General features: G+C 36.2%; 16 protein-coding genes. 10 read left to right on the top strand and 6 right to left on the bottom strand.

Features of this window, described 5'->3' with window-relative positions; all coding sequences use genetic code 11:
* Positions 1–204: 204 nt before the first annotated feature.
* Together FVQ77_10510 and FVQ77_10505 are read right to left on the bottom strand one after the other, a co-directional pair.
* On the bottom strand, positions 205–528 hold the full coding sequence (locus FVQ77_10510; GenBank protein MBW8050744.1) for a helix-turn-helix transcriptional regulator: 324 nt from the start codon (positions 526–528) through the stop codon (positions 205–207).
* 88 nt (positions 529–616) lie between these two features.
* Entirely contained in the window at positions 617–2146 is a 1530-nt protein-coding gene (locus FVQ77_10505; GenBank protein MBW8050743.1) for a redoxin domain-containing protein, read from the bottom strand.
* Between the two features lie 36 nt (positions 2147–2182).
* On the opposite strand from FVQ77_10505, the gene FVQ77_10500 reads away from it, so the two are divergent.
* From FVQ77_10500 to FVQ77_10490, 3 genes are all read left to right on the top strand, one after another.
* Positions 2183–4288, top strand: a complete 2106-nt coding sequence (locus tag FVQ77_10500; protein ID MBW8050742.1) for a tetratricopeptide repeat protein — start codon at positions 2183–2185, stop codon at positions 4286–4288.
* Between the two features lie 77 nt (positions 4289–4365).
* A complete protein-coding gene (locus FVQ77_10495) occupies positions 4366–5670 on the top strand; it encodes a T9SS type A sorting domain-containing protein (GenBank protein ID MBW8050741.1) in 1305 nt (434 codons plus the stop codon).
* Between the two features lie 27 nt (positions 5671–5697).
* Positions 5698–7743, top strand: coding sequence for a hypothetical protein (locus tag FVQ77_10490; protein MBW8050740.1), 2046 nt, complete (start codon positions 5698–5700; stop codon positions 7741–7743).
* A 378-nt stretch (positions 7744–8121) separates the two neighbouring features.
* Here the strand turns inward: FVQ77_10490 and chrA are convergent, their stop codons facing one another.
* Both chrA and purQ read right to left on the bottom strand, forming a co-directional pair.
* A complete protein-coding gene (chrA, locus tag FVQ77_10485) occupies positions 8122–9366 on the bottom strand; it encodes a chromate efflux transporter (GenBank protein MBW8050739.1) in 1245 nt (414 codons plus the stop codon).
* Positions 9363–10127 (bottom strand): phosphoribosylformylglycinamidine synthase subunit PurQ, encoded by a 765-nt coding sequence (gene purQ, locus FVQ77_10480; protein MBW8050738.1) that lies wholly within the window; start codon positions 10125–10127, stop codon positions 9363–9365. Before purQ ends, chrA begins: the two co-directional genes overlap by 4 nt.
* Before the next feature lie 339 nt (positions 10128–10466).
* Here purQ and FVQ77_10475 point away from each other — a divergent pair, with 339 nt between their 5' ends.
* The 7 genes from FVQ77_10475 (at position 10467) to FVQ77_10445 (ending at position 21525) form a co-directional block, all read left to right on the top strand.
* Entirely contained in the window at positions 10467–11753 is a 1287-nt protein-coding gene (locus FVQ77_10475; GenBank protein ID MBW8050737.1) for a glycosyltransferase family 4 protein, read from the top strand.
* Positions 11754–12083: 330 nt separating this feature from the next.
* On the top strand, positions 12084–14093 hold the full coding sequence (locus FVQ77_10470) for an N-6 DNA methylase (GenBank protein MBW8050736.1): 2010 nt from the start codon (positions 12084–12086) through the stop codon (positions 14091–14093).
* Positions 14090–15124: a DUF1016 domain-containing protein gene (locus FVQ77_10465; protein ID MBW8050735.1), complete on the top strand. Its 1035-nt coding sequence runs from the start codon at positions 14090–14092 to the stop codon at positions 15122–15124. The genes FVQ77_10470 and FVQ77_10465 overlap by 4 nt, the downstream gene beginning before the upstream one ends.
* Complete coding sequence (locus FVQ77_10460; protein ID MBW8050734.1) at positions 15121–16266, top strand: hypothetical protein; 1146 nt, start codon at positions 15121–15123, stop codon at positions 16264–16266. Before FVQ77_10465 ends, FVQ77_10460 begins: the two co-directional genes overlap by 4 nt.
* Complete coding sequence (locus tag FVQ77_10455) at positions 16263–17924, top strand: ATP-dependent helicase (GenBank protein ID MBW8050733.1); 1662 nt, start codon at positions 16263–16265, stop codon at positions 17922–17924. The genes FVQ77_10460 and FVQ77_10455 overlap by 4 nt, the downstream gene beginning before the upstream one ends.
* Before the next feature lie 83 nt (positions 17925–18007).
* Positions 18008–21214, top strand: coding sequence for a type I restriction endonuclease subunit R (locus tag FVQ77_10450; protein MBW8050732.1), 3207 nt, complete (start codon positions 18008–18010; stop codon positions 21212–21214).
* On the top strand, positions 21211–21525 hold the full coding sequence (locus FVQ77_10445; GenBank protein MBW8050731.1) for a hypothetical protein: 315 nt from the start codon (positions 21211–21213) through the stop codon (positions 21523–21525). Before FVQ77_10450 ends, FVQ77_10445 begins: the two co-directional genes overlap by 4 nt.
* On the opposite strand, the gene FVQ77_10440 is transcribed toward FVQ77_10445, so the two are convergent.
* Both FVQ77_10440 and FVQ77_10435 read right to left on the bottom strand, forming a co-directional pair.
* Positions 21517–22104 (bottom strand): hypothetical protein, encoded by a 588-nt coding sequence (locus FVQ77_10440; GenBank protein ID MBW8050730.1) that lies wholly within the window; start codon positions 22102–22104, stop codon positions 21517–21519. The genes FVQ77_10445 and FVQ77_10440 overlap by 9 nt on opposite strands.
* A 10-nt stretch (positions 22105–22114) precedes the next feature.
* Positions 22115–23341, bottom strand: coding sequence for a hypothetical protein (locus FVQ77_10435; protein MBW8050729.1), 1227 nt, complete (start codon positions 23339–23341; stop codon positions 22115–22117).
* Positions 23342–23613 lie beyond the last annotated feature (272 nt).

The raw sequence follows: 23613 nt of genomic DNA, 5'->3' as shown, positions 1-23613 counted from the left end.
TAATTCAATGGTAATTCAATGGTAATTCAATGGTAATTCAATGGTAATTCAATGGTAATTCAATGGTAATTCAATGGTAATTCAATGGCCATTCAGTAGTTATACAATCGTATTACAATTGTATAACAGCAAAGCGAATGACATTAAATAATTAAGTATATTATAAAAAAGCCCTTTAATTACTATTACTTTTGCAACTAAGTACTAGAAATTCAACACCCCCTGCTTTGAATTTTTGTTTCTTATATATTTAATTTTTCCTTCAGCTACCTCCAAAACATCTTTGCTGCAATCTTCATTAATGAGCTCGTATGCAACTTTATCGCTCAGAAAAGCAATTAACAACTCTTTTTTATCTATTGAGAATAGAGCGGCAAATTTTTCTATAATATCTTTATTAGCATGCCTGACATTTCTTTCAATTTTACTTAAAGTAGATGGATCAATATCGATATTTGCGGCAACTTTTCGCAGCGGCAAGCCGTTTTCTTCTCTTAATTTTCTGATCAGATCACCAAACGTTTCCATAAATTGTATAGAATATTATTTCAGGACAAATTTTGCCCAAAAATACGAATACAATTTTTAATTTCAAAATATTTCTTTAATAAATATTTTATTTGATATTAACAATCGATTTTTCATTTGTTTCCATATTCACTTTTATCACTCTGTGATTATTCGTATCGGAGATCCACATTTCATCGTTAATGAATGTTATGTCATTCGGTTCATTCAGGCCGGCTATAAATGTTGATATTTTTCCTTTCTCAAGGTCTAAAATTTTTACTTTACCATTATAGGTATCGGCAATATATATTTTACCCGCTTTGTTGGCAACACCAACACAATGCTGTAACAATGCCTCTTCTACATTACCATCTTTATCCCCAAACTCAAAAAGGCCTTTACCAAATGGTGTTTTTACTGTGTTGGCTTCTAAATTGATAGCCCGGATAGCGCTTGCTTCTGCATCTGCTACATAAAGGATGTTTCCTATTTTAGTCAAACCGCTTGGCTGGTTGAATGCACATTCTTCCAGGTTGCCATTGGTTAGTGCTTCTCTGCCGCTTCCGGCAAAACGATAAACATGGTTATTAGACAAGTCCATCCTGAGAATCTGATGATTACCCGCATTGGCTATATACATATCATTTCCTTCAATCAACAGATCCCAGGGACTGTTGGGCTTTACGTTCACATTCCATCCCGAGTGCTCGGGATAATTTCCCAATGTTCCATCTCCGGCAATAGTTTCTACCTTTTTATTTTGCAGGTCTATCCTCCTGATGGCATTATTTTTTGAATCTGCCACATAAAGGGTTTGGTCTTTTAACGCCAAACCATGTGGTTCATAAAAAGTAGCCTGAACATAACCGCCATCATCAAAACCTTTTTTTCCACTCCCAATGATCTCTAAAATCTTGCCTTCTTTATTTATTTTTAAAATTCTATTGTGCCCGGAATCTGAAATATAGATAACAGCCCCCCCTCCCACAGGGCTGGCCCGATGTCCACTGGACATCGTCCTCCCCAAAGGGGGGATTTTGCCACCGCTTTTCCCATCAGGTTGGTTTAGGGGGTGGGCAGTTCTCCCCCCTTTGGGGGGAGTTAGAGGGGGGCTGATCATTTTGGAAGGAAATCTCAGGATTGATCTTTCTTCTTTTTCTAATTGAAAAGCAATAACGTTTCTATTGATCTGATCGCCATACTCTTTGATCAACCTGTCAATATTTTCTTTAATTATTTCATAAAAACCTTCTCCTGCACTCTGTCCGATTACTTTTCCATCCGGTGCAATCAATACTACAGTAGGCCATGCCCTTACACCATAGCTTTTCCATACCCTAAAGTCAGCATCGTTTACCACAGGATGTTCTATACCGAACTTTAAAATTGCCTTCCGGATATTATTTATTTTTTTCTCTGAAGTAAATTTTGCCGAATGAACGCCTATTACTACCAACTCTTTACTGTATTCATCCTCCAATCTTTTAAGATCAGGGATTATATGCTGGCAATTGATACATCCAAGGGTCCAAAAATCGAGCAAAACGATCTTGCCTGCTAAATCTTTAATGGAATATGACTTGTCTGTGTTGAGCCAGCCGTATTCTGTATTTATATTAGAAATTTGCTTTTTCATTATATTTTTTATTAATTTCCAAATTTAATTTTTATTATGAACAAATCAAAACCTGTTTTTCCCGTAGTCTTTTTAGGGGTAACATTCATAATACTGCCCTTAGTATATTTTCAATCAGCCCTTGACCCGGTTTTGACGCCAAGATTTTTTATCCTGGCAGTACTTCTTACGCTATCTTTATTATTATTAATTTATAAAAAAGTAAATGATCAATTAGTTACTCATACCCCCATTTTACAACAAAAAATATTTTATGCTTTTCTAATGTTTACGGCTGTTTCAGGATTTTCACTTTTAAAAGCAATTAATATTTCAGAAGGAATATATGAGCTATTTAAATTATTTACGCTTTTCATATTTTTTGTGATTATTACCTTGCTCATAGAAAATGGTAAAGATATTATAACCCAAATTTTTAAAGCCATAAATATTTCAACATTGATCATATCTGCAATTGGCCTCTATCAATTTTATTTACTTTTTTCTACTACCAAACTTTTTAATGTTTTTGAAAGTCAGCATTCCATCACTTCTACATTAGCCCATAAAAACCTGTTTGCCCTAACCCTTTTCTTAACAATTCCATTTATCATTTATGGAATATTTAGATTTAATAAAATATGGAAACGGCTTTGTATTATTAATTTAGTATTAGTTTTGATTGAACTTTTACTTCTCCAAACAAGATCAGTGTGGTTTGCATTTTTTGTTTCCTTTTTACTTTCATTCATGCTATCCGCTATCAGGTTAAGAAAATCAATACAGGTAATATCTGAAAATTTCAAAACTATTAAAAGCATTACCTTCTTAGTTGTGATTGCAATAATTACGGTCACATTCCTGATAATATCAAAAACCAACTTCTGGGAATCATACAAAATAAAAATTATTTCTACACTCCACTATAATGAAACCCGGAACGAATACTCCGAAACCATAAAGGAAAGACTACTTTTATGGAATAAATCTCTTCAAATGGTACGTGAAAACCCGGTATTGGGAGTGGGTTCAGGAAACTGGAAAATTATTATCCCTTCTTACGGAACCGGGAACCTAAGGTCATCGATAGGATTAACACATTATCAACGGCCGCATAATGATTTTTTATGGGTTCTCGCTGAAAACGGAGTTGCAGGATTGGTTTGCTATATTTTAGTATATGTTCTCCTCATTTACTATATAATCAAAATTATTTTAGGTGAAGAAGAAAGTTTTGTCGCTTTTTTGATGTTCTTTGGCATAACGGGTTTTATGATTATATCATTCTTTAGTTTTCCTAAAGAAAGAATTTTTCCCATGATCTTATTTTTAACTATGTCAGCAATAGTAACTGTTAAATATAATGCATTATTTCCCAAAAGAAAACAACTTGCTTCTAAATACAATCGTTTCTTAATGTTGCTTACTATAGCAATCACATCTTTTTCAACATATATTGCAGCTACCAGAATTTATGGAGAATATCATACCAAAAAAGCGCTTGAAGCACGATCAGTAAACAACTGGAGTTTAATGATCAAAGAAATTGATAAGGCTCAAAGTAATTTTTACACCCTTGATCCTATGAGTACTCCCATATTATGGTACAAGGGTATAGCTCATTTTAATCTGAATAACATCACCGAAGCGCTTAATAATTTTAATTTAGCTTCTTTTGTGCATCCCTATCACATTCATGTGCTAAACAATATAGCTACTTGTCATGAACTGTCAGGTAATCATAAACAAGCCATTAAATATTACCAGATAGCATTGAGTATATCACCGGTTTTTGAAGAGTCAATTTTGAACCTTGCTGCAGTTTATTTTAATCAAGGAAAAGTTGATGATGCCTATAAAGTACTCAGGCAATGGGATACCAGCAGAGACAATCCAAAATATATCACATTTTTAACTACGATATTAAGCGCAAAGATCAATAAGCTCCTTGAGCGTATTCAGCATCATGAGGTCAAAAAAATTATAATTAAAATTTCCAAAACCAAAGAATGGCTATCAGACATAGAAATTAAAGCAAATAAAAATAAAGTAAGCATTGAAGATCAATTGATTAAAGATGCTGTATATAGTTTGGAAGTTATTGATAAAAAGATTACCGCAGAGGAAGCATCTGTTTTGAGGAAGAAATATGTCTCAAAATAAATTATTATTGTTTAAGTTATTGTATATTTGCACACAATTAAATATTTTCTTACATTTGCAAAATAATTCTTTTAATTATGGCACACGCAATAGCGTTTGATACATTGGCAAAAAATAAAATTGATTGTAAGTATTGCTTAATTTTGATTAGCATACTTTTTTCTATAAGCATTTTTGCACAACCAGTAAATAGTCTAAGTCCTGATAATGCCTCCCTGGGACATTTTCTTACTGTTTCAATATCAGGTCAACACACCAACTTTACACAGGGTAGTGGTACTTTAACAACAGTAACGCCTGATAGCGCTTCACAAGGCCAATCCCTTACCGTTTCCATATCAGGACAAAATACCAACTTTTCTCAGGGTAGCGGTACCTTTTCTGTTTGGTTCAATCAGGGCAGCGCTACCATTAATTCAGCCTTCTTTAATGTAAGCAACGATACCTTGTTAGATGCCTGGTTTGCCATCCCTACAAATGCTCAAACCGGTTTTTGGGATGTAAACGTTTTTGACGATTTTGATGGAATTCTTACCAAAACCAATGGTTTTTATATCATTGCTAAACCTACACCATTAATTATTGCTGTATCACCCGACACGGCATATAAAGGAGACTCACTATGGGTCAGTATCTCAGGACAAAATACTAATTTTACTCAGGGGAGCTTTTCTGTTTGGTTCAATCAGGACAGCGCTACCATTAATTCAACCTTCTTTAATGTAAGCAACGATACCTTGTTAGATGCCTTGTTTGCCATCCCTACAAATGCTCAAACCGGTTTTTGGGATGTAAATGTATTTGATAATTTGGATGGTATCGTAACACTAACTAATGGTTTTAATATTTTATGTAATACGATAACAGGCGCCATCATTGGTTCTGTAAATGTAAGTGAAAATACCATAGAGAATTATTCTGTTCCATATAATTCAGGTTCAATATATAATTGGTCGGTTACCGGAGGAAATCTAGTAAGTGGAAATCTAACTGACAGCATCAACATTCAGTGGGGGACAACCGGTATTGGGCTGATCACTGCTGTTGAAACAGATAGCATGGGCTGTATTGGAAATACTGTTAGTTTATCTGTGAATATAGGCTTCATAGGGCTCAATGAAAATGAGCCAGGACTGCATACAGTACACGTTTATCCAAACCCCATAAGAAATAAATTAACGATCACTTTCCCATACAAAAACACTTTATACTTTGTTAATATTTATGACATCTATGGAAAAGAAGTTGTTAGAAAGATTACCCCAATTTTTAATAGTAATACTTACGACCTGGATCTTTCACAACAAAAAAACGGGGTTTACTTTGTGAAAATAACGGATTATAAGAACCTTACTATTATTAAAAAAATTATTTTAGAATAAGAAAACATTAGTATATATCTTGTCTTTTTGCCGGTGATAATTGCATTTAACGCTAAGGCATATACAGAAACCGATTCCTTATTAATATTCAATTCCAATTCAAACCGGATTGGCATTAATTCATTTGCATTTAAAAATTCGTTATCGGGTAGAGTTTTTTTAGGAGAAGTGCAAAAAATAAGCTATCATTTCAGTAATGATTGGGAATACAACGAGGCATTGCGCAGGTATGTAAAACAAGATAATATTGCAAATCTTCGTTATCTGCTTCTTCTAAAAGATAATATTGCTCTAATTCAGCAATTAAAAGTAAATGATTTTGCAGCTAATAATACCCGAATCGCTGGTTTTTCAGCAAACCTTAGAATTAATAACCAAATACCTTCCCCTGCAAACTTGCGGGCAGGTAGTGTAAGGTTTACACATTATTTTATTAACCAGTTTAAGTTAGGATTTCTCTCAGATCATAGGAACAACATCACCGATAATGGACTTGTTTTAGGTATATATACTAAATATTTGTATACAAATCCCAACAAATCTTTTAATTCTGTCCTGGAGCTGCTCTATGACAGGGCAGACATTTTTCCCCGTAGAAACAGGGTTGCCACAATATCAGGGTCTCTGAGTAAGATATTTAACCCTTATGCTTATTTAAAACTTAATTTAGGATATACATCCCTGCTCAAAGAAGACTATTTTCTAAATAACATCCGGCAAATTGTTAGTGATACTATCACATCCCAATTAGACCTTAGCTATCAAATTACCCCGTCTTTAATATTAAAATCTAATAATATAATTAAGCTACCAAGCCGCTCTTTCAATTATAGAGCCAATCCGCCTATTGATAATCCGTCAATAAAACAAAGCATATTTTACAATCAGAGTAATATAGAGCTAAGCCAGAAGATTATCTATACTGACACCCGCCACTCCCGAGTACCCGGGAGTGGGTCAGGCCGCGGGCTTAGTTCATCATTAGAATTAATTTATAAACAAAGAAGCCGGATTTATGGATTGGAAAATAACCTTGGACTTGATACAATCAAATTTCAAGAAGCAGTCGTAAAAGAAAAAATTAAAGATATAAAAGAATCAACCACTACCTGGAAATATTTTTTAGATTATCGCTTCAATGAAGTACACACGATATCTTTAAATACCATTTCGCAGCTCTTCAGAGTTGATACCGAAAGTGAAAAAAATGATCAGGATAAAGATGAGCTTTTGTATGCCGGTGAAATAACTTATAAAACTCAATGGAATAAACGTTTCAGAACATATTTAATGGTTTCGGGAAGTTTTAAACATATGGTATTTATTAAACCAAGTCAAAGCGCAGAAAATTTCAAAGAAAGAATTTTGAGGTACGAACCGGGGTTTAAATGGACTATGGGAAAATTTAGCTGGAATGGCAAATACAGCCTTTGGGTGACCTACCGGGTAAGGAATTTTGCAAGCCAGCAGGATAAAAACAGGTCTAACAGAATATTTTTGATGACACATTTAATGAACTATAAACTCACCAATAGCGCTTCTATTGAGTTAGAATTTCTCAGGAGAGAAAACAGAATTGGCTGGTTAAATTGGGAAGCTTTTACAGAAAGCCCAATAGATACAACCATTATTTATGATATATCACTGAGCATTAAAAAGGAAATTTTCCCGGCAAATAAAAACAATAGATGCGCAGTTGAGTTAGGCTACAGGTATTTTGATCAAAACAAAAGAAATAAAGCCGGCATGAATACGAACGACACCCTCATCCCGTCAGGAAAATTGTTAATTTACCTGCATCATATAACATTACAGCATGGCCCTGAAGTAAAATTTTATTTCAACGACAAAAAAAATTTGAATATGGAATTCGACTTGTGGCTGCAATTTTCAAGAACCTTCTTTGATTACAAAATAACTGATCAACCATACGAGGAACAAGGCCAACCTTTTGATCAGAAAGATTTAGAAGACAATAAAAAGAAATGGTTTTTGGATTTCTTACCTTATCATAATATTTTTCCCTATTTTACTGTTAAGCTCAACTACAACTTGCCCGGAAGAAAACATTAATCCCGCTAGTGTCGTGTCAAACGTCAACTGTCAGGTGGAAACACCTGACAGCACTTGTGGTGTCAGGTGTTTCCACCTGACACCAAATCCGTTAATTCATGCGTGACAAGACACTAGTGTAGCAACAATTTAGTTTTGCAACATTAATTAGTAATAAATAGATTCTTTCGTTATTAATCAACAAATAGTTATATGGCTATATGGTTAAATGGTTTGTGATTAGCTGAAAGAGTTACTAATCTCATAGGTTTAAACTCGCTGCTTAATTGCTGGCAATTTAGTTGCCATAAAGCCATATAACCATCTTAACAATTGAACAATGAAATAATATATTTTATGATTACAATATTGCGTAATTAAATTGTTGCTACACTAGTATTAATAAAAATAATCAAACGCAAATCCTGCCAGCAAGCCCGCAAGAATAATATAAGGCGAAGGTATCTTTGTAAACATCAACAGACAGAATGTACCGATAACTATTAAAATGTTGGTAATACCTAAAATGTTGGTAATATTATCCATCAATTGCTCAAAGAAGGGTTTTGGAGAATTGGGAGGGTGAAATAGCAAAATAGCAGCAGCAGTGACCAATCCTGCACTTGCAGCGTTGATCCCTTCCAATGATGCTCTTACAATTCTATACTTTTTAAGCTGTTCCCAGAATCGAATCACGAAAAAGATCAAAAAAGTGCCGGGCAAAAAAATACCTGCTGCAGCGATCAACCCTCCAGCTATCTGTCCGTGAATTCCATAGTTTTGCATTGATAATGCACCAATAAATGAACTGAATGAGAATAAAGGCCCCGGAACAGCTTGCACCATTGCAAAACCGGAAAGAAACTCCGGAGAAGTCAAATATTCCTTGGCCAATACAAATTCTGTATAAAATAATGGGATCAGCACCTGTCCGCCACCAAATATATAGCTTCCGTTCCGATAAAAGTTCTCAAATAATCTGACTGGTAAAAAACCAGGTGTTATTACTATGATCAAATTAATTGCGATAAGGATAGAAGCGTATAAAATAAAATTTGACCATTCAATTCTTAACTTCTCTTTTTCTACTATTGGCTGTTCATGATACCTTAAGGCAGTTACAGCTCCTCCCATCAATATTAATAAAGGGAAGATCCAGGGCAATCTGACGAAATATGATAAAATAGCAGCAATTACCATTAGGGTCACCCCTGTCCGTGTATGAATAACTGTGGCGCTTATTCTATAAGCTGCAAAGGCTACAAACCCAACAGCCATTGGTTGAATAAAGCGCATAAACTCCAGCGACATACTTTTTTTCTCTAAAAGCGAAATACTGATAGCAGCTATTGTCATAATCGTTATTGCAGGCGTTATCCAAACTAACAGCGTAAGGAAAGCTAAATATCCTCCGCCTATCTTAAAGCCAATTGCTGTAATGGTTTGTGTAGAAGTTGGCCCGGGCAGTATCTGGCACAGAGCATTTAACTCTATCAACTCTTCTTCCGTGAGGTAATTCCTCTTAGTGACCATCAATTTGAAGAGCATTGCCAAATGAGCCTGAGGACCACCAAAGGCAGATAGAGCCAGTACAAATACATCGCGCAGGAAGATGTAGTATCTTATTCGTCTTACTTCTTTCATTGTGATAAAATTGACTCAAAAATTGCCACACCATCAATATTACCAAGAACTTTATCAGCAGCTCTTTCAGGATGTGGCATAAGACCAAAGACATTTTTGCTTTTATTGGAAATGCCGGCAATATTTTCTAATGAACCATTTGGGTTTGTCTCACCCCGACTTTGTCCCCCCCGAGTAGAGACGCCCAAATTGGGCGTCTCTACTCGGGGGGACAGGCGGGACAGGTTTGTAATTTCACCATTTTCATCGCAATACCTGAAAATGATCTGATCATTTTCGTTAAGTTGTTTCAATGTTCTTTTATCAGCGTAATACCTGCCCTCAGCATGAGCAACCGGTATTTTGTATGCTTTATTAAGATTGAGTTTTGCTGTGACCAAAGCAGCATTGGTCTGCGGTTTGATATAGATGTTCTTACAAACGAATTTCTGACCGGTATTTCTCAGCAATGATCCGGGCAATAAACCTGCTTCGGTTAAGATCTGAAATCCATTGCAAACCCCAAGTACATAACCACCCCTTTGAGCATGCTCAATAACGCTATCCATAACGGGTGAAAATCTGGCAATAGCGCCCGAACGCAAATAATCACCATAAGAAAATCCTCCCGGTAAAACAATTAGATCCTCCCGCTTAAATTGACGGAGGTCTGTAACTTTATGCCAAAGACGTACTACCTCCTGATGCAATATATGCTCAAGCACATATACCATATCTTCATCACAATTGGAACCGGGAAAAATAACTACTCCGAATTTCATATACGAAACAAAAATAAGCATTTTTACACAACTAGGGTATAATGCTAATATACTAATTTATACTAATGATACAAATATTTTTATTCTGCTTCTTAGTATATACTTTTTTTTATTAGTATCATTAGTATTTCACCCTACGGGTGATCACCCTTTAGTGTCTAATTTTTTTACTTCTGACATATTTTGGCAGAATATTTTTATACATTCTGAAACAAGTCCACAGTCGCCAATGTTGCTGACTGCCGACTGCCGATTGCCGACTGTTGATTAATAACTTGTTTGGTTCTGGCTACGCCAGCTTAGGGAACATTCGTATATTAGCATTTTTTTATTAGTATCATGAGAATTGGATTTGATGCAAAAAGGGTTTTTACCAATTTTACCGGGCTTGGAAATTATAGCCGTTTTGTTATACATATACTAAGCAAATACTACCCTGATAATGAACACATACTCTACTCCCCTGTTGTAAAGGTAAGGAACGGGAACGGGCACGACCTTACCCAACAAATTGCCAGCTTAATTGAAAGATCAAATATTACTATAAGAACTATTAATTCAATTTTCAAACCAGGAAGGGAAGGGGGATGGAAAAGTCCGGGAGGATTTAGGGGGGACTGGTGGGGGAGCTATTGGAGAACGTTCGCATTGGCACGTTTAGTCGGAAAAAATCAATATCCACCACAGGGGAAAAAAGGTATGGCAAAGTCCCCCCTTCCCCGATTGCATCGGGACAGGCGGGGGGATTTAGGGGGGCTTCCATGTGACATATATCATGGGCTTACAAATGAATTGCCGGTTGGGATCGGTAAAGCTAAACTGAAGTCTGTAGTAACTATTCACGATCTTGTTTTTTTAAGACATCCGGAATTGTATCCGTGGATAGATAGAAAGATATACCAATTTAAATGCAAACATGCCTGCACTGTTGCTGATAAGATCATTGCTGTAAGTGAGCAGACCAAAAGTGACATTATTGAATTTTATGGAACAGACCCCCGTAAAATTGAAGTGGTTTATCAGTCTTGTGACCAGGCCTTTAAACAATCGTATTCTGAAAATCAACTTCAGGAAGTAAAAAGAAAATATAAGCTGCCTCAAAATTATATTTTGAATGTTGGAAGAATAGAGAAGCGTAAAAATGCCCTTGTTATTCTCAGGGCGTTAAAAATTTTGAAAGACAAGCATGATATACCTTTAGTGATAGTTGGTAAACCTACTCCTTATAAAAAAGAATTAACAAAATATGCTGCTAAAAATGGATTGTCAGATAGCGTTCTTTTTATTGATAATATTAGCTTTTCTGATCTGCCACCTATTTATCAAATGGCAAAACTATTTATTTATCCTTCTCTGTTTGAAGGTTTTGGCATACCCATTCTTGAAGCCCTTTATAGTGGCGTACCCGTAGTCACCTCGAAAGGCTCATGTTTTGGAGAAGTTGCCGGTCCGTCAAGCTTGTACATATCTCCCGGTAATGCCCTTGAATTATCAGAAGCAATAATAAAAATTCTTTTCAATGAATCTTTGGCAATTAAGATGGTGAAAGAAGGTAGGGCCTACACTCGCAAATTTGATGAAAAAAAATTGGCAGGTGACCTGGTGAAAATATATGAGAAACTCTAATGATTGCCACAGATTCACAGATAAACAAGTTAGGGCAAGCGTAACAGTCGACACAACAACCATTAAACTGACAAACAAATTATCGAAACGACAGGAAAATATATCGACAACTTACAGGCAGACTTTTTTCCGACACGACAGCCCAACGCTTCGTGTTTTAATTTTTTTTCCCACCGCACAAAAATTTTTAAAATTCTATTGCCAGCCCACATTGGCACATTTGCCTTTGCCCCCAACCTCACAAGCCAACACAAGGGCAAAGTCAAAAGAGCCAATTTTGCCAACGCTTTATTTGAAAACCGTATCTTAGAAACCAACTTTTACAATTAAATGAATCAGGAACAAATACACGAATTAGAAACCAAACTTTGGGATGCAGCCGACCAACTCAGGGCAAGCAGTAAGTTGACAGCAGCAGAATATAAAGACCCTGTGCTGGGTTTAGTGCTGCTTCGCTTTGCACAGAACAGATACGAAGAAGCCAAACCGATTGTAGAAAAAAATCTTCCGGTAAATCCACGGACAGGAAAAAAACGGGAAGCAACTGCAAACGATTTTTTATCAGTTGGTGCAATGAAACTTCCCAAAGAAGCCAAGTATGACTATCTGGCAAACCTTCCGGCAAGCAAGGACATCGCAAACGAAATAAACAATTCAATGAAACTTATTGAGGCGGAGTATCCCGACTTGTCAGGTATTCTTCCGAAAAATTATCAGGAGTTTGAAAGCGATTTGTTGCATGACCTCATTCGTGTGTTCAACAAGGATGCAGTGAAGAAAGCAACAGGCGATGTGTTCGGAAGAATTTACGAATACTTCCTGATGAAATTTTCCATGCAGGGAGCCGGTGCACAGGAAGGCGGAGAATTTTTTACACCGCCAAGTTTGGTGCAACTGATTGTAAATTTTATTGAACCTGACCACGGAATTATTCACGACCCTGCTTGCGGAAGCGGTGGCATGTTTGTGCAAACAGGATATTTTGTTCGCAACCACAGCAACAAGGAAGTGAACGAAGCAATAAAATGTTATGGCACAGAGCAAAAGACCAACAACACCAAGCTGGCTAAAATGAACCTTGCCATACATGGCATTGAAGGAAAAATAATTGAGAGCAATAGTTTTTATAGCGACCCGCACAACCTGATTGAAAAATGTGATTTCGTAATGGCTAATCCTCCCTTCAATGTAAGCAAGATTGACAAGGGAAAAGATTTTGTAAAGACCGATAAGCGTTTGCCTTTCGGTTTGCCCAAATCCGACAACGGCAACTACATGTGGATTCAATATTTCTATTCTTACTTAAACAAGACCGGAAGAGCAGGTTTTGTTATGGCAAGTTCCGCTACCGATGCCGGACACAGCGAAGCAGCTATAAGAGAGAAACTGATTAAAACCAAGCATATTGATTGCATTGTGTCGGTTGGAAATAATTTTTTCTATACCCGTTCATTGCCCTGCCATCTATGGTTTTTAGACAAAGGAAAAAGCAAAAGCAACGAAGATAAAATTCTGATGATTGACGCACGAAATGTTTTCAGAAAAATAAATACAACAATCAATGATTTTTCTCCAGGTCAGTTGCTGAACCTGACTACGATTATAAAATTGTATCGGGGAGAAAAGAATGTTTACCAAAATGCTTTTGCCGAACACCAGCAAATGCTGAATGAGTATTTGGAAAAGATACATGAACATTACAAAGCATTGGCAAAAGGGTTAAATGATGCTGCAAAAGATTTGAATATTGACCTTAAGGTAATAACAGAAATTAAGTTTGACAAACCTGCTAAGCATCAGGAAGCTGAAAACATTTTCAAACAATTTAATGTACCTGTTGAAGCGGCATCGGTTTTTATAAATAAGTGGCAGGAGGAAATTGCAGCAACAGAAAAGAAGAGCGCTGAAAAGAAAACTGATGAGAAAGAAGGTTCATCCTCCGAAGTTTTAACGAAGGAGGAGAAAAAACAAATTTCCACTTTACGCAACAACATCACAGCGTTGAACAAACCAATTATAATTTTTTCAGAAGCAACAAAAGAATATTCCGAACACACAAAGCAAGGGATTAATGATTGGAAACATTTTATGGAATGGCTCCCGGATGGCAACTACCAGGACATTGAAGGGCTTTGCAAAATCGTTTCGTTGGGTGAAATAAAAGAAAGCGAATATAGTTTGACTCCAGGCAGATATGTGGGAGTGAGTTTGCAATTAGACGAAGGATTCGATTACAAAGGTCGTTTAACTGAAATTCAGGAAGGACTGGATAATTTGAATAAAGAAGCAAACCAATTAGCTAAAACCATTTCTGATAATTTTAAAGAGTTAGCGATATGAAAAAAATAAAAAAGAAAGCCGAATCTGTATTGTTGAATGATATAATGCAGATCATTGAACAGGCAAAAGCCCGTATTGCTGTAACAGTAAATGCGGAATTAACGCTGCTTTATTGGAATGTTGGTAAACGAATCAAAGAGGAAGTTCTTAATAACGAACGGGCAGGATATGGTGAGGAAATTGTTAAAAACCTCGCTATTCAGTTGACCGGACAATATGGAAAAGGTTGGAGTGAAAAACAGTTAAGACATTGTCTACACAGTGTCGAGACTTTTCCGGATTTTCAAATTATCTCGACACTGTCGAGACAATTTAGCTGGTCTCATATACAGTCGTTTTTGTACATCGCAGACCCTTTGAAGCGGGAATTTTATATCGAAATTTGTAAACTGGAACGTTGGCCGGTACGACTGTTGCGCGAAAGAATCAACTCTATGCTATACGAACGCACAGCCATCTCAAAGAAACCGGAAGAAACCATTAAAAACGAACTACAGCAACTCAAAAATGAACAAAAAGTAACGCCCGACCTGGTTTTTCGCGACCCTTATTTTCTTGATTTTTTAGGTTTAAAAGACACCTATTCCGAAAAAGACATGGAAACAGCTATAATTGCCGAGTTGCAACGCTTTATTATTGAAATGGGCAGCGATTTTGCTTTTCTGGCGCGGCAAAAACGCATTACCATTGACAACCGCGATTATAAAGTGGACTTGCTCTTTTACCATCGCAGGCTGAAATGTCTGGTGGCTATTGATTTAAAATTGGGTGAGTTTGAAGCCGGCTACAAAGGACAGTTGGAACTTTATCTCAGTTATCTGGAAAAGCACGAAACCCTCGAAGGCGAGAACAGCCCCATTGGTTTGATACTTTGCAGCGGTAAAAACCCCGAACACGTTGAATTGATGCAACTGCACAAAACCAACATTAAAGTTGCAGATTACCTCACGCAATTACCACCGCGCGAACTCCTGCTCGAAAAACTTAACAAAGCAATTGAAATTGCAAGAACTAAAAAGGAGGGGATATGAAGGGATGGGAAACATATTCTCTGAATGATATTATCACAATAAGGCACGGTTGGGCTTTTAAGGGTGAGTTTTTTTCAGAAGAACCTACAAACGATATTTTGCTTACTCCGGGAAATTTTCATATCAGTGGGGGATTCAAAGCCGACAAATTAAAATACTACAATGGGGAATTTCCAAATGATTATTTATTGGAGGATGGGGATGTGATTGTAACAATGACTGACTTAAGCAAAGAAGGCGATACTCTTGGATACTCAGCGAAAGCTCCATCCTCTCCGACAAAAAGATATTTGCACAATCAACGAATTGGTTTAGTGAAGTTGAAGAACAAAGATTTTGATTTGGATTTTATTTATTGGCTTTTAAGAACGCAAACTTATCAAAGTTATATTGCTGCCTCTGCTTCAGGTGCTACAGTAAGGCACACATCACCTACAAAAATTGGTTCATACAAATTCAAAGCACCATCAGATAAAAACATTCAACGCAAAATCGCCTCCATCCTTTCTGCTTATGATGATTTGATTGAAAACAATTTGCAATGGATAAAACTGTTGGTGGAGTTGACGCAGATAACTTATCAGGAGTGGTTTGTGAAAGAAAAAGAATCATTACCGAAAGGTTGGGAAATAAAAAAGATTGGAGATTTACTCGCGAAAGTAAAATCAAGCAAAAAAATTAATAATTCAGAATTTAAAAATGTCGGGGCAATTCCAATAATTGATCAAAGCCGAGATTTTATTGCTGGTTACACAGATGATGAAGATGCGTTGATTGATTATGATTTACCAATAATTGTCTTTGGCGACCATACAAGAATTTTTAAATTTGCGAATTTTCCTTTTGCAAGGGGTGCTGACGGAACACAATTAATTTTTTCTAACAACAAAAAAATGCCTCAACATTTATTTTATCATTCATTGATGAATGTTGATTTGTCAAACTACCATTATGCAAGGCATTTTAAATTTTTGAAAAACCTTGAGATTATTTTACCTGATGAAATAACTGCGAAAAAGTTTGAAGATTTTGCGAAACCAATTTTTGACTTAATAACGAATTTAAGACATCAAAACCGTTTATTGAAAGAGGCAAGAGATATTTTATTGCCAAGATTAATGACAGGCATGATTGAAATATGACAAAGGAAGAAACCATAGCAGCACAAAAAGAAGAGAGAGAAATCCTTCTCAAAACTATTCTTGAGTCCAAAGCACCAAAGAAAATAATTGTTGCTGGAGCAGGAACAGGAAAGACACACACTTTCAGCGAAATATTGAAACTTAACCCCGATGGAGTAAACATTGCCATGACATTCATCCGCTTGCTTCGCAACGATATGGCAGGTTCATTAGGTGCGTTTGCGGAAGTGAGAACATTCCATGAGTTCTGTAAAAAAATTCTGCATGAACGCAGAGGCGGTTTTTTTCTTTACCCCAAACTCACAGATATAATCAGAGAAGACTCACAACATCTGAATGTGGAGTGCGGAAACTTTGACGACAAATTTCAAATGCTGGATGAAAGCGGTAATGAAATAAGTTTCTATCTGAAGCGAGGCGATTATTACAATACCGTTTCATTCAACGATTCGGTTTACAGAATGTGGCGTGAACTGCAAAGAGATCCGGAGATACTTTCCGTCTTTGACCAGATATTGATTGATGAATTTCAGGACTTTAATCCGCTTGAAGTTGCATTTATTGATGAACTGGAAAAGAAGGGAAACATTTTAATTGTAGGCGATGACGACCAGGCAGTTTACGATTCAAGATTTTCTACACCGCATCACCTAAGAAAAAAATTTGAGTCAGGACATTATGAAAAATTTGAGTTGCCTTTTTGCAGCCGTTGCACAGAAGTAATAGTGAATGCTACCAATGCAATTCTGAAAACAGCAGAAGAAGCAGGAGGTCTGAAAGGCAGAGTGCCAAAACGATATGAATGTTTCATTGAATTGAAAGATGCGGAGAATGAAAAATATCCTTACATCACAACCGCACACATCACAACAATAAGAACTGTTCTGAAATTTATCCGGAAGAAAATTTCAGAAATATCAGCAGAGGAAATTGCGGAATCATGGGCAGAAGGCAAAGAGTATCCAACCATTTTAATAGTTGGGGCAAGGCAATACCTAAATCCTATTTTCAAAAACTTGAAGGGAGATTTTGCAAATATCACTTTCAAGCAATCAGAGAAAAGTGAAGTAAATATTTGTGATGGGTATGTTTTTCTTTCTCACAACATCAAATCAAATCTGGGCTGGAGAATCCTGATTGACTTTTTAATGAATTACGAAGAAATCAAAACCATTATTGAAAAGACCGAAGTAGGAACGCCAATGATTGAAATACTTCCAAAAGATTTTGTTGAACAGCAAGAAAAAATCATTTCAATTATTGCGAAGCTCAATAAGAAAGATGAAGACAACGATTTGCTTTTAGCGGAACTGGAAAAGGTAGTTGACATTAATCTTTTAACAGAAATAAAAGCAAGATTTCTTCCACCGGAAGAACCGGAAATTATTCCTGACAAAACACAGCCCTCAATTCTTCTAACATCATATCAGGGATGCAAAGGAATGTCGGCAGGATTTGTTTTTATTGTCGGAGCAAACAACGGCATAATGCCACGAGATACTTCTGATATTTCTGATGTTGAAATTTGCCAGTTCATAGTTGCACTCACAAGAACAAGGAAAAAATGTTACCTACTTTCAGAGGACTGGATGTATTACCGAAAAATAATAGAGGAAATTGGATTCCAAAAAATCAAAGAAGCATTTTCATTGACTTGATTCCCGGAAAGTATCTTGAAGATTTAGGACATTTAAAATCAGAAAACATTATATAAACGAGCTACGAATATTCAGAAGATGTATTGGTTGAAACCGCAACCCAACAAGTTTTGGAAGAACTTGGATGGGAGGTAGTGTATGCATGGAAGAATGAGACATTTGGTGCAAATGGATTGCTTGGCAGAGAAACAAAAAGCGAAGTAATCCTGAGAAGGTATTTATTGGCGGCACTCAAACAATACAATAAGGATTTGCCGGAGATTGCATATGCACAAGCCATTGAACAGATAGAACAAAAAGTGGCAAACAAAACTTTAGCCGGAATCAATAAAGAAAAATATCAATTATTCACAGAGGGAGTTTCGGTAAGTTTTACAAACAGCAAAGGCGAATTAGAGAAGGATAAAAAACTACGTGTTTTTGATTTTGACGATTACCTGAACAATGATTTTCTGGCAGTGCGACAGTTAGAAGTTACTGGTGAATTGGGAAACAAACGCACCGACATTGTTTGCTTTGTGAACGGAATTCCATTGGTATTTATGGAATTGAAAGCACACTACCGTGATATTCGCCATGCTTACGATGGAAACCTTTCTGACTACAAAGACACCATTCCACATTTGTTTCATTGCAACGCATTCATCATTCTCAGCAACGGAACAGATGCAAAAGTTGGAACGATAACAAGTCCGTTTAAATTTTTCTTAGAGTGGAAACGGATTGAAGAAAACGAAGAAGGTGTTGTGAGTTTAGACACGATGCTTAGAGGAATTTGTGCGAAAGAAAAGTTGATGGATATTTTTGAAAACTTCCTTTTGTTTGATGATAGCGGTGGTGAAGTAGTGAAGCTGATGGCAAGGAACCACCAATACATTGGAGTGAATAAAGTTTTAGAGAAAGTAAAAACGATTGAAGACCTGAAAGGAAAACTTGGAGTGTTCTGGCATACACAAGGAAGTGGGAAAAGTTACTCTATGGTTTTCATCTGTCAGAAAATTCATAGGAAGTTTGGCGGCTCATATACTTTTCTGTTGGTTGCAGACAGAAGTGAATTAGAAACACAACTGTATGATACCTTCACAGGTGCAGGTGCGGTTTCATCAGTAAAAGGACACAAACCCGTTGCACAGAACCGTGAGCATTTGCGGGAGTTGCTGAAAGAAAATCACAAGTATGTGTTCACACTCATTCACAAGTTTTCTATCAATCCTGAAAAAGAAAATGAGTATCCGCTAATCACTGACCGGAAAAATATCATTGTCATTTCTGATGAAGCACACCGGACACAGGCAGGCACATTTGCCCGAAACATGAGGTTTAATGGTATTCCAAATGCTTCTTATTTGGGTTTCACCGGAACGCCAATCATTAAGGAAGAAGAAGAATTAACAAAAAATATTTTCGGAGAATATGTTTCAGTTTATGATTTCAGGACTTCAGTCAAAGACGGGGCAACGCTGAAACTTTTATACAACAACAGAGGAAAAAAATTAGGAATCAAAAATCCGAAGCTGGATGAAAAGATGATTGAGATTTTGAACAATGATGAATTAGACGAAGACCAAAAACGAAAACTCATTTATCTTTTTCGGAAAGATTATGTTGTACTGACAGCAGAGCCACGGCTTGATGCAATTGCAAAAGATTTGGTTTGGCATTTCAATGAAAGAGGTTATCAGGGCAAGGCGATGTTTGTAACGCTTGACAAACCAACAGCAGTGAGAATGTATGATTTGATAATGAAATATTGGCAACCATACATTGATGATTTGAAAAAACGAATTGACAAAGCAGCCGATGTAGAAGATGAGTTGCAATTGAAACGTAAACTTCAAAAAGTGGAAGCAACGGAAGTGTGTGTAATCATCAGTTCAGAGCAAGATGAAATAAACAAATTCAGAAAAATGAATTTGGATATTGAAAAGCACCGGAGAAAAATGGCTGACACCACGAGAGATTTAGAAAAAGATTTCAAAAACCCTGAACATCCGTTCCGGCTTACAATCGTGTGTGCAATGTGGATTACAGGTTTTGATGTACCTTGCGTTTCAACAGTATATCTGGACAAGCCCATACACGGACACACACTCATGCAAACGATAGCACGGGCAAACCGTGTGTATGATGATGAAAAAGAAAACGGTTTGATTGTGGACTACGGAAATGTTTACACTCAATTGGAAAAAGCATACAGTGTTTATGGCGGAGGAACTGGTGGAGGAGGAAACACCGGAGGCGGTGGTGGCGGAAGCGATAACGAAGGAAAACCAGTTGAAATGCTTGAGCAACTTGCAGAAGAATTGAAGGAAGCAATCCGACAGGTGAAAGGATACTTGAATGAGTTAGGTTTTAATCTGAATGAGTTGAGCAATGCAGGTGTGAAACCAATGGAGAAGCTTGGCAAAATAAAACGAGCAACAGATTGTGTTTGCCTGAATGAAACTACACGGACAAAGTTTGAAGTGATGGCGAGGGAAGTTTTCAAAAAATATCATGCACTTTTTCCAGAAGAACAAGTGAAGCCGTTCATTCGTAAGTTCAATGCGATTGAAGCGATTTACAACCAACTGAATCAGCAGGTGAAGGAAGCTGATGTTATAAGTATCATTTTGCAATTACAGCAAGTGGTGAATGAAAGTGTTTCAGTGAATCCGGATAAAGTAAGTGAACCGGACGGAGTTTATGTTGACCTTGCAAATCTTGACCTTGATAAACTGCGTGCAGTATTTGCCAAGACAACAAAAAAGAACACAGTTGTTTTTGACTTGGCGCAAGCGGTTGAAAAAAAATTGGAACAAATGCTGAAAGAAAATCCGTTACGGATGAAATTTTATGAACGCTATAAAGAAATCATTGACGAATACAACAAAGGAAAAAGTTTGGAGGATACATTGAAGGCATTTGACAATCTCAACACTTACATCCACGACCTAACAGTAGAAGAAAGCAGGGCAATGAGAGAAGGACTTTCAGAAGAAACTTTGGCGATTTACGATTTGTTAAGAGAAGGAAAAGCACTTGAACAAGAAGAAATCAAGCAGGTGAAAAAAGTTGCCGTTGAAACTTTGAAAAAGTTGAAAGAAGAAAAGTTGAAAATTGAACGATGGAGAGAAAGCAGACAAATTTCATCACAGATTTGGCAAACGATTAACGATTATCTTTTGAATCTGCCAATGAAAACTTACTCTGATGATGATGTAAATGAAAAGACAGTTTCAGTTTACCAACATATTTATTCAAACTATCCGGGAGGAAATTATAACGCCTACACAAGAGCAACAGCATGAAAAAGCATCTTGACATATTGAGTAAAAAATATTCTGACTTGACAGAAAGCGATTTGATTTCTTTCAATGACATTGCTGCAAAGAAGAATGTAAGAGGAGTTTACATTGTGTATTCACCAGAGAAAGAAATTATTTACATCGGAAGCACAAACAAATTTCATGTGAGATTCGGCACTGATTTGAAACACGAAACCCAACGTACCCAACTCCAAAGAGCTATTGACCATGCAGAAAAGAAAATTGATGAGTTGGTTTATGGGCTTTATGGGTTAACACCAAAGGAAATTGAGTTAGTGGAAAAATCAATTTGACTCTTTCTTTATCTTCAAATAAGTAGATAACACTTCACGAGCGTAATAATATCCTCTTTGCTTTGCTCTCAGCCAGACGATTATGAGTGTAGGAATGAAAAGACAATATGCAAATGGCTCTTGAAAATGTTTTGGCAAAACAATTACTATAAAAATCAATACAGTTGTCAATATTGCCCTGGAAAAGGCATAATTAGCGTTGAAATCATGTACACTCTGATTATTGCTATTATGTGCGTATCGCATTGCAATACTGAACAACTCGTCATTGGAAGGGGTCTTTTTTCCCGCTTCTTCTATTAATAATCGCTTTGCATCATTTGAATGATAGAATCTTACTTTCCAAATATCTTTTCCTTCAAGTAATTTATTTGATGGTTTCCCGCACCATGTCCAATTATAAAAATCTTCCAGCCAACTTGCTATGGTATTTACGAAATAACCTACAAAAAAAGCAATTGCTGTAGCTGGAACAACAAATTTAGGATCAAATGAACGCCCCAGAGTGTACAGAACAGCAATATAAATTAAAAATCCGGGTATTAAATGAGATAGTATGTCGTAAATTCTGAATTTCATTTATTACTTTTTATTCAAAAACAAAAGGCAATAGCTTACCATTAGCAATAATAAGAAAAAAAGTTGGAATCGGAATTTCATCATTTAATGGTTTCAACTTTTTTACTGCTTCAATATCAACCCCGCTTAATTCTTCAAGCCCCATAGAATGCGAATGCCATTCTCCAACATAACCTATTAAATTTCCAGTTATTTTTTTAATCATATTAACCTGCTCAGGTAACTTATTAATCCCTCTTATAAAACATGATTCTGCTCTTTTGCTATCTGGTGGTGCATCTATATGATCCAATACGTGAATGGTTCTTGTTTTATAGTTAGCGATTCCGATAAAAACTCCACCTGTTTCTTTTTTCCCTGCCTTTTTGACTTGCTTGTAAATTAATTGAGCTACCTCGTATTTTACTCTAATTTTCCAACCTGATTTATTTTCACATTTTAATACTGTAAATGGGTTAACTTTTTCATTAATAGTACACCCTGTAACTAATTCTTTTTCAGAAATATGGTTGATAAAAATTAATCCGCATTTTCCAATATTTTCACGGTTCCATTCTCTTTTAATTATTCTTGAAAAAAAAGCAGCGTGTGTTGATATTAAATCGTCTGAAGCCACCAATGTAGCAGAACTACAACCCAACCCAACATCAACAACATCATATTCCTCTCCTGTTCGTTTATGCTTTTCTTTCTTTAGCCATTTCGATATAAAGTTATACTTTTTACCTTTTAAGTATGTGAGATATATCAAATCATCAACCCTTGGATTCCGTTGCTTACCTTCTATATATAATAATCCAATATTGCCTTCATCAGCAACCTCTGCTTTACAAACATTATTTCTATCAAATATATCTGACGTACAGAGCAAATTTTGTACTTGCAATGAGGCTGTGGTATCAACGACCCAGAAATGTTCAAAAGTTATTTGCTTTTCAAGATCGAGAGCGTTAATATCATGCACTACAATATTTTTAGGGCTATCAAAACGGTAAAAGTTTTTTATTTTTTTAACTACAGCTTGTGCTTTATTATTTCCTACATCTTCATAAAACAATATATGCCTTATTAAATTATGTGGTTCTAAGCTGTCGTTATCAATTACAGTTAAATTTATATTGCCTGATCTTCCAAAATGCGATATTATTTTAGAACCAAGAACGCCCGCTCCTATAAATAATGTTTGGCTTTTATCAAAGGTCGCTTTTGAAAGCTTTTGAGCCAATTCAACATTCATAGGTTCTCTATGTGCATGAAAGTCAACTTCACTATCTTCTTTTAGCTTTGCTCCGCTAAAATTATCATTGGAAGCATTAACATCAAAATGAAAAAACTCTATATCACCATTATACCCTATTAATTTACTCGGTCTTTGGATACCAACTGTTATCGGAATCCATTTTAATTTTTGGAAATCATTTTGTTTAAAAAATTGGTCTAATAGACAAAAGGTGGTTGGTTTTACTGATTTAAAATTTCATCAATTGCTTTCTTTTTCCTATGTTCTTT

Source organism: Cytophagales bacterium (assembly GCA_019456305.1).
Taxonomy (GTDB): Bacteria; Bacteroidota; Bacteroidia; order Cytophagales; family VRUD01; genus VRUD01.
The sequence above is the reverse complement of the archived record's forward strand: the minus strand, read 5'-3'. Positions and strand labels throughout refer to the sequence as shown.

Excerpts from the sequence above, each read along its gene's own strand:
- FVQ77_10510 (MBW8050744.1), bottom strand. The coding sequence starts at position 528 with ATGGAAACGTTTGGTGATCTGATCAGAAAATTAAGAGAAGAAAACGGC.
- FVQ77_10505 (MBW8050743.1), bottom strand. The coding sequence starts at position 2,146 with ATGAAAAAGCAAATTTCTAATATAAATACAGAATACGGCTGGCTCAAC.
- FVQ77_10500 (MBW8050742.1), top strand. The coding sequence starts at position 2,183 with ATGAACAAATCAAAACCTGTTTTTCCCGTAGTCTTTTTAGGGGTAACA.
- FVQ77_10495 (MBW8050741.1), top strand. The coding sequence starts at position 4,366 with ATGGCACACGCAATAGCGTTTGATACATTGGCAAAAAATAAAATTGAT.
- chrA (MBW8050739.1), bottom strand. The coding sequence starts at position 9,366 with ATGAAAGAAGTAAGACGAATAAGATACTACATCTTCCTGCGCGATGTA.
- purQ (MBW8050738.1), bottom strand. The coding sequence starts at position 10,127 with ATGAAATTCGGAGTAGTTATTTTTCCCGGTTCCAATTGTGATGAAGAT.
- FVQ77_10475 (MBW8050737.1), top strand. The coding sequence starts at position 10,467 with ATGAGAATTGGATTTGATGCAAAAAGGGTTTTTACCAATTTTACCGGG.
- FVQ77_10470 (MBW8050736.1), top strand. The coding sequence starts at position 12,084 with ATGAATCAGGAACAAATACACGAATTAGAAACCAAACTTTGGGATGCA.
- FVQ77_10465 (MBW8050735.1), top strand. The coding sequence starts at position 14,090 with ATGAAAAAAATAAAAAAGAAAGCCGAATCTGTATTGTTGAATGATATA.
- FVQ77_10460 (MBW8050734.1), top strand. The coding sequence starts at position 15,121 with ATGAAGGGATGGGAAACATATTCTCTGAATGATATTATCACAATAAGG.
- FVQ77_10455 (MBW8050733.1), top strand. The coding sequence starts at position 16,263 with ATGACAAAGGAAGAAACCATAGCAGCACAAAAAGAAGAGAGAGAAATC.
- FVQ77_10445 (MBW8050731.1), top strand. The coding sequence starts at position 21,211 with ATGAAAAAGCATCTTGACATATTGAGTAAAAAATATTCTGACTTGACA.
- FVQ77_10440 (MBW8050730.1), bottom strand. The coding sequence starts at position 22,104 with ATGAAATTCAGAATTTACGACATACTATCTCATTTAATACCCGGATTT.
- FVQ77_10435 (MBW8050729.1), bottom strand. The coding sequence starts at position 23,341 with ATGAATGTTGAATTGGCTCAAAAGCTTTCAAAAGCGACCTTTGATAAA.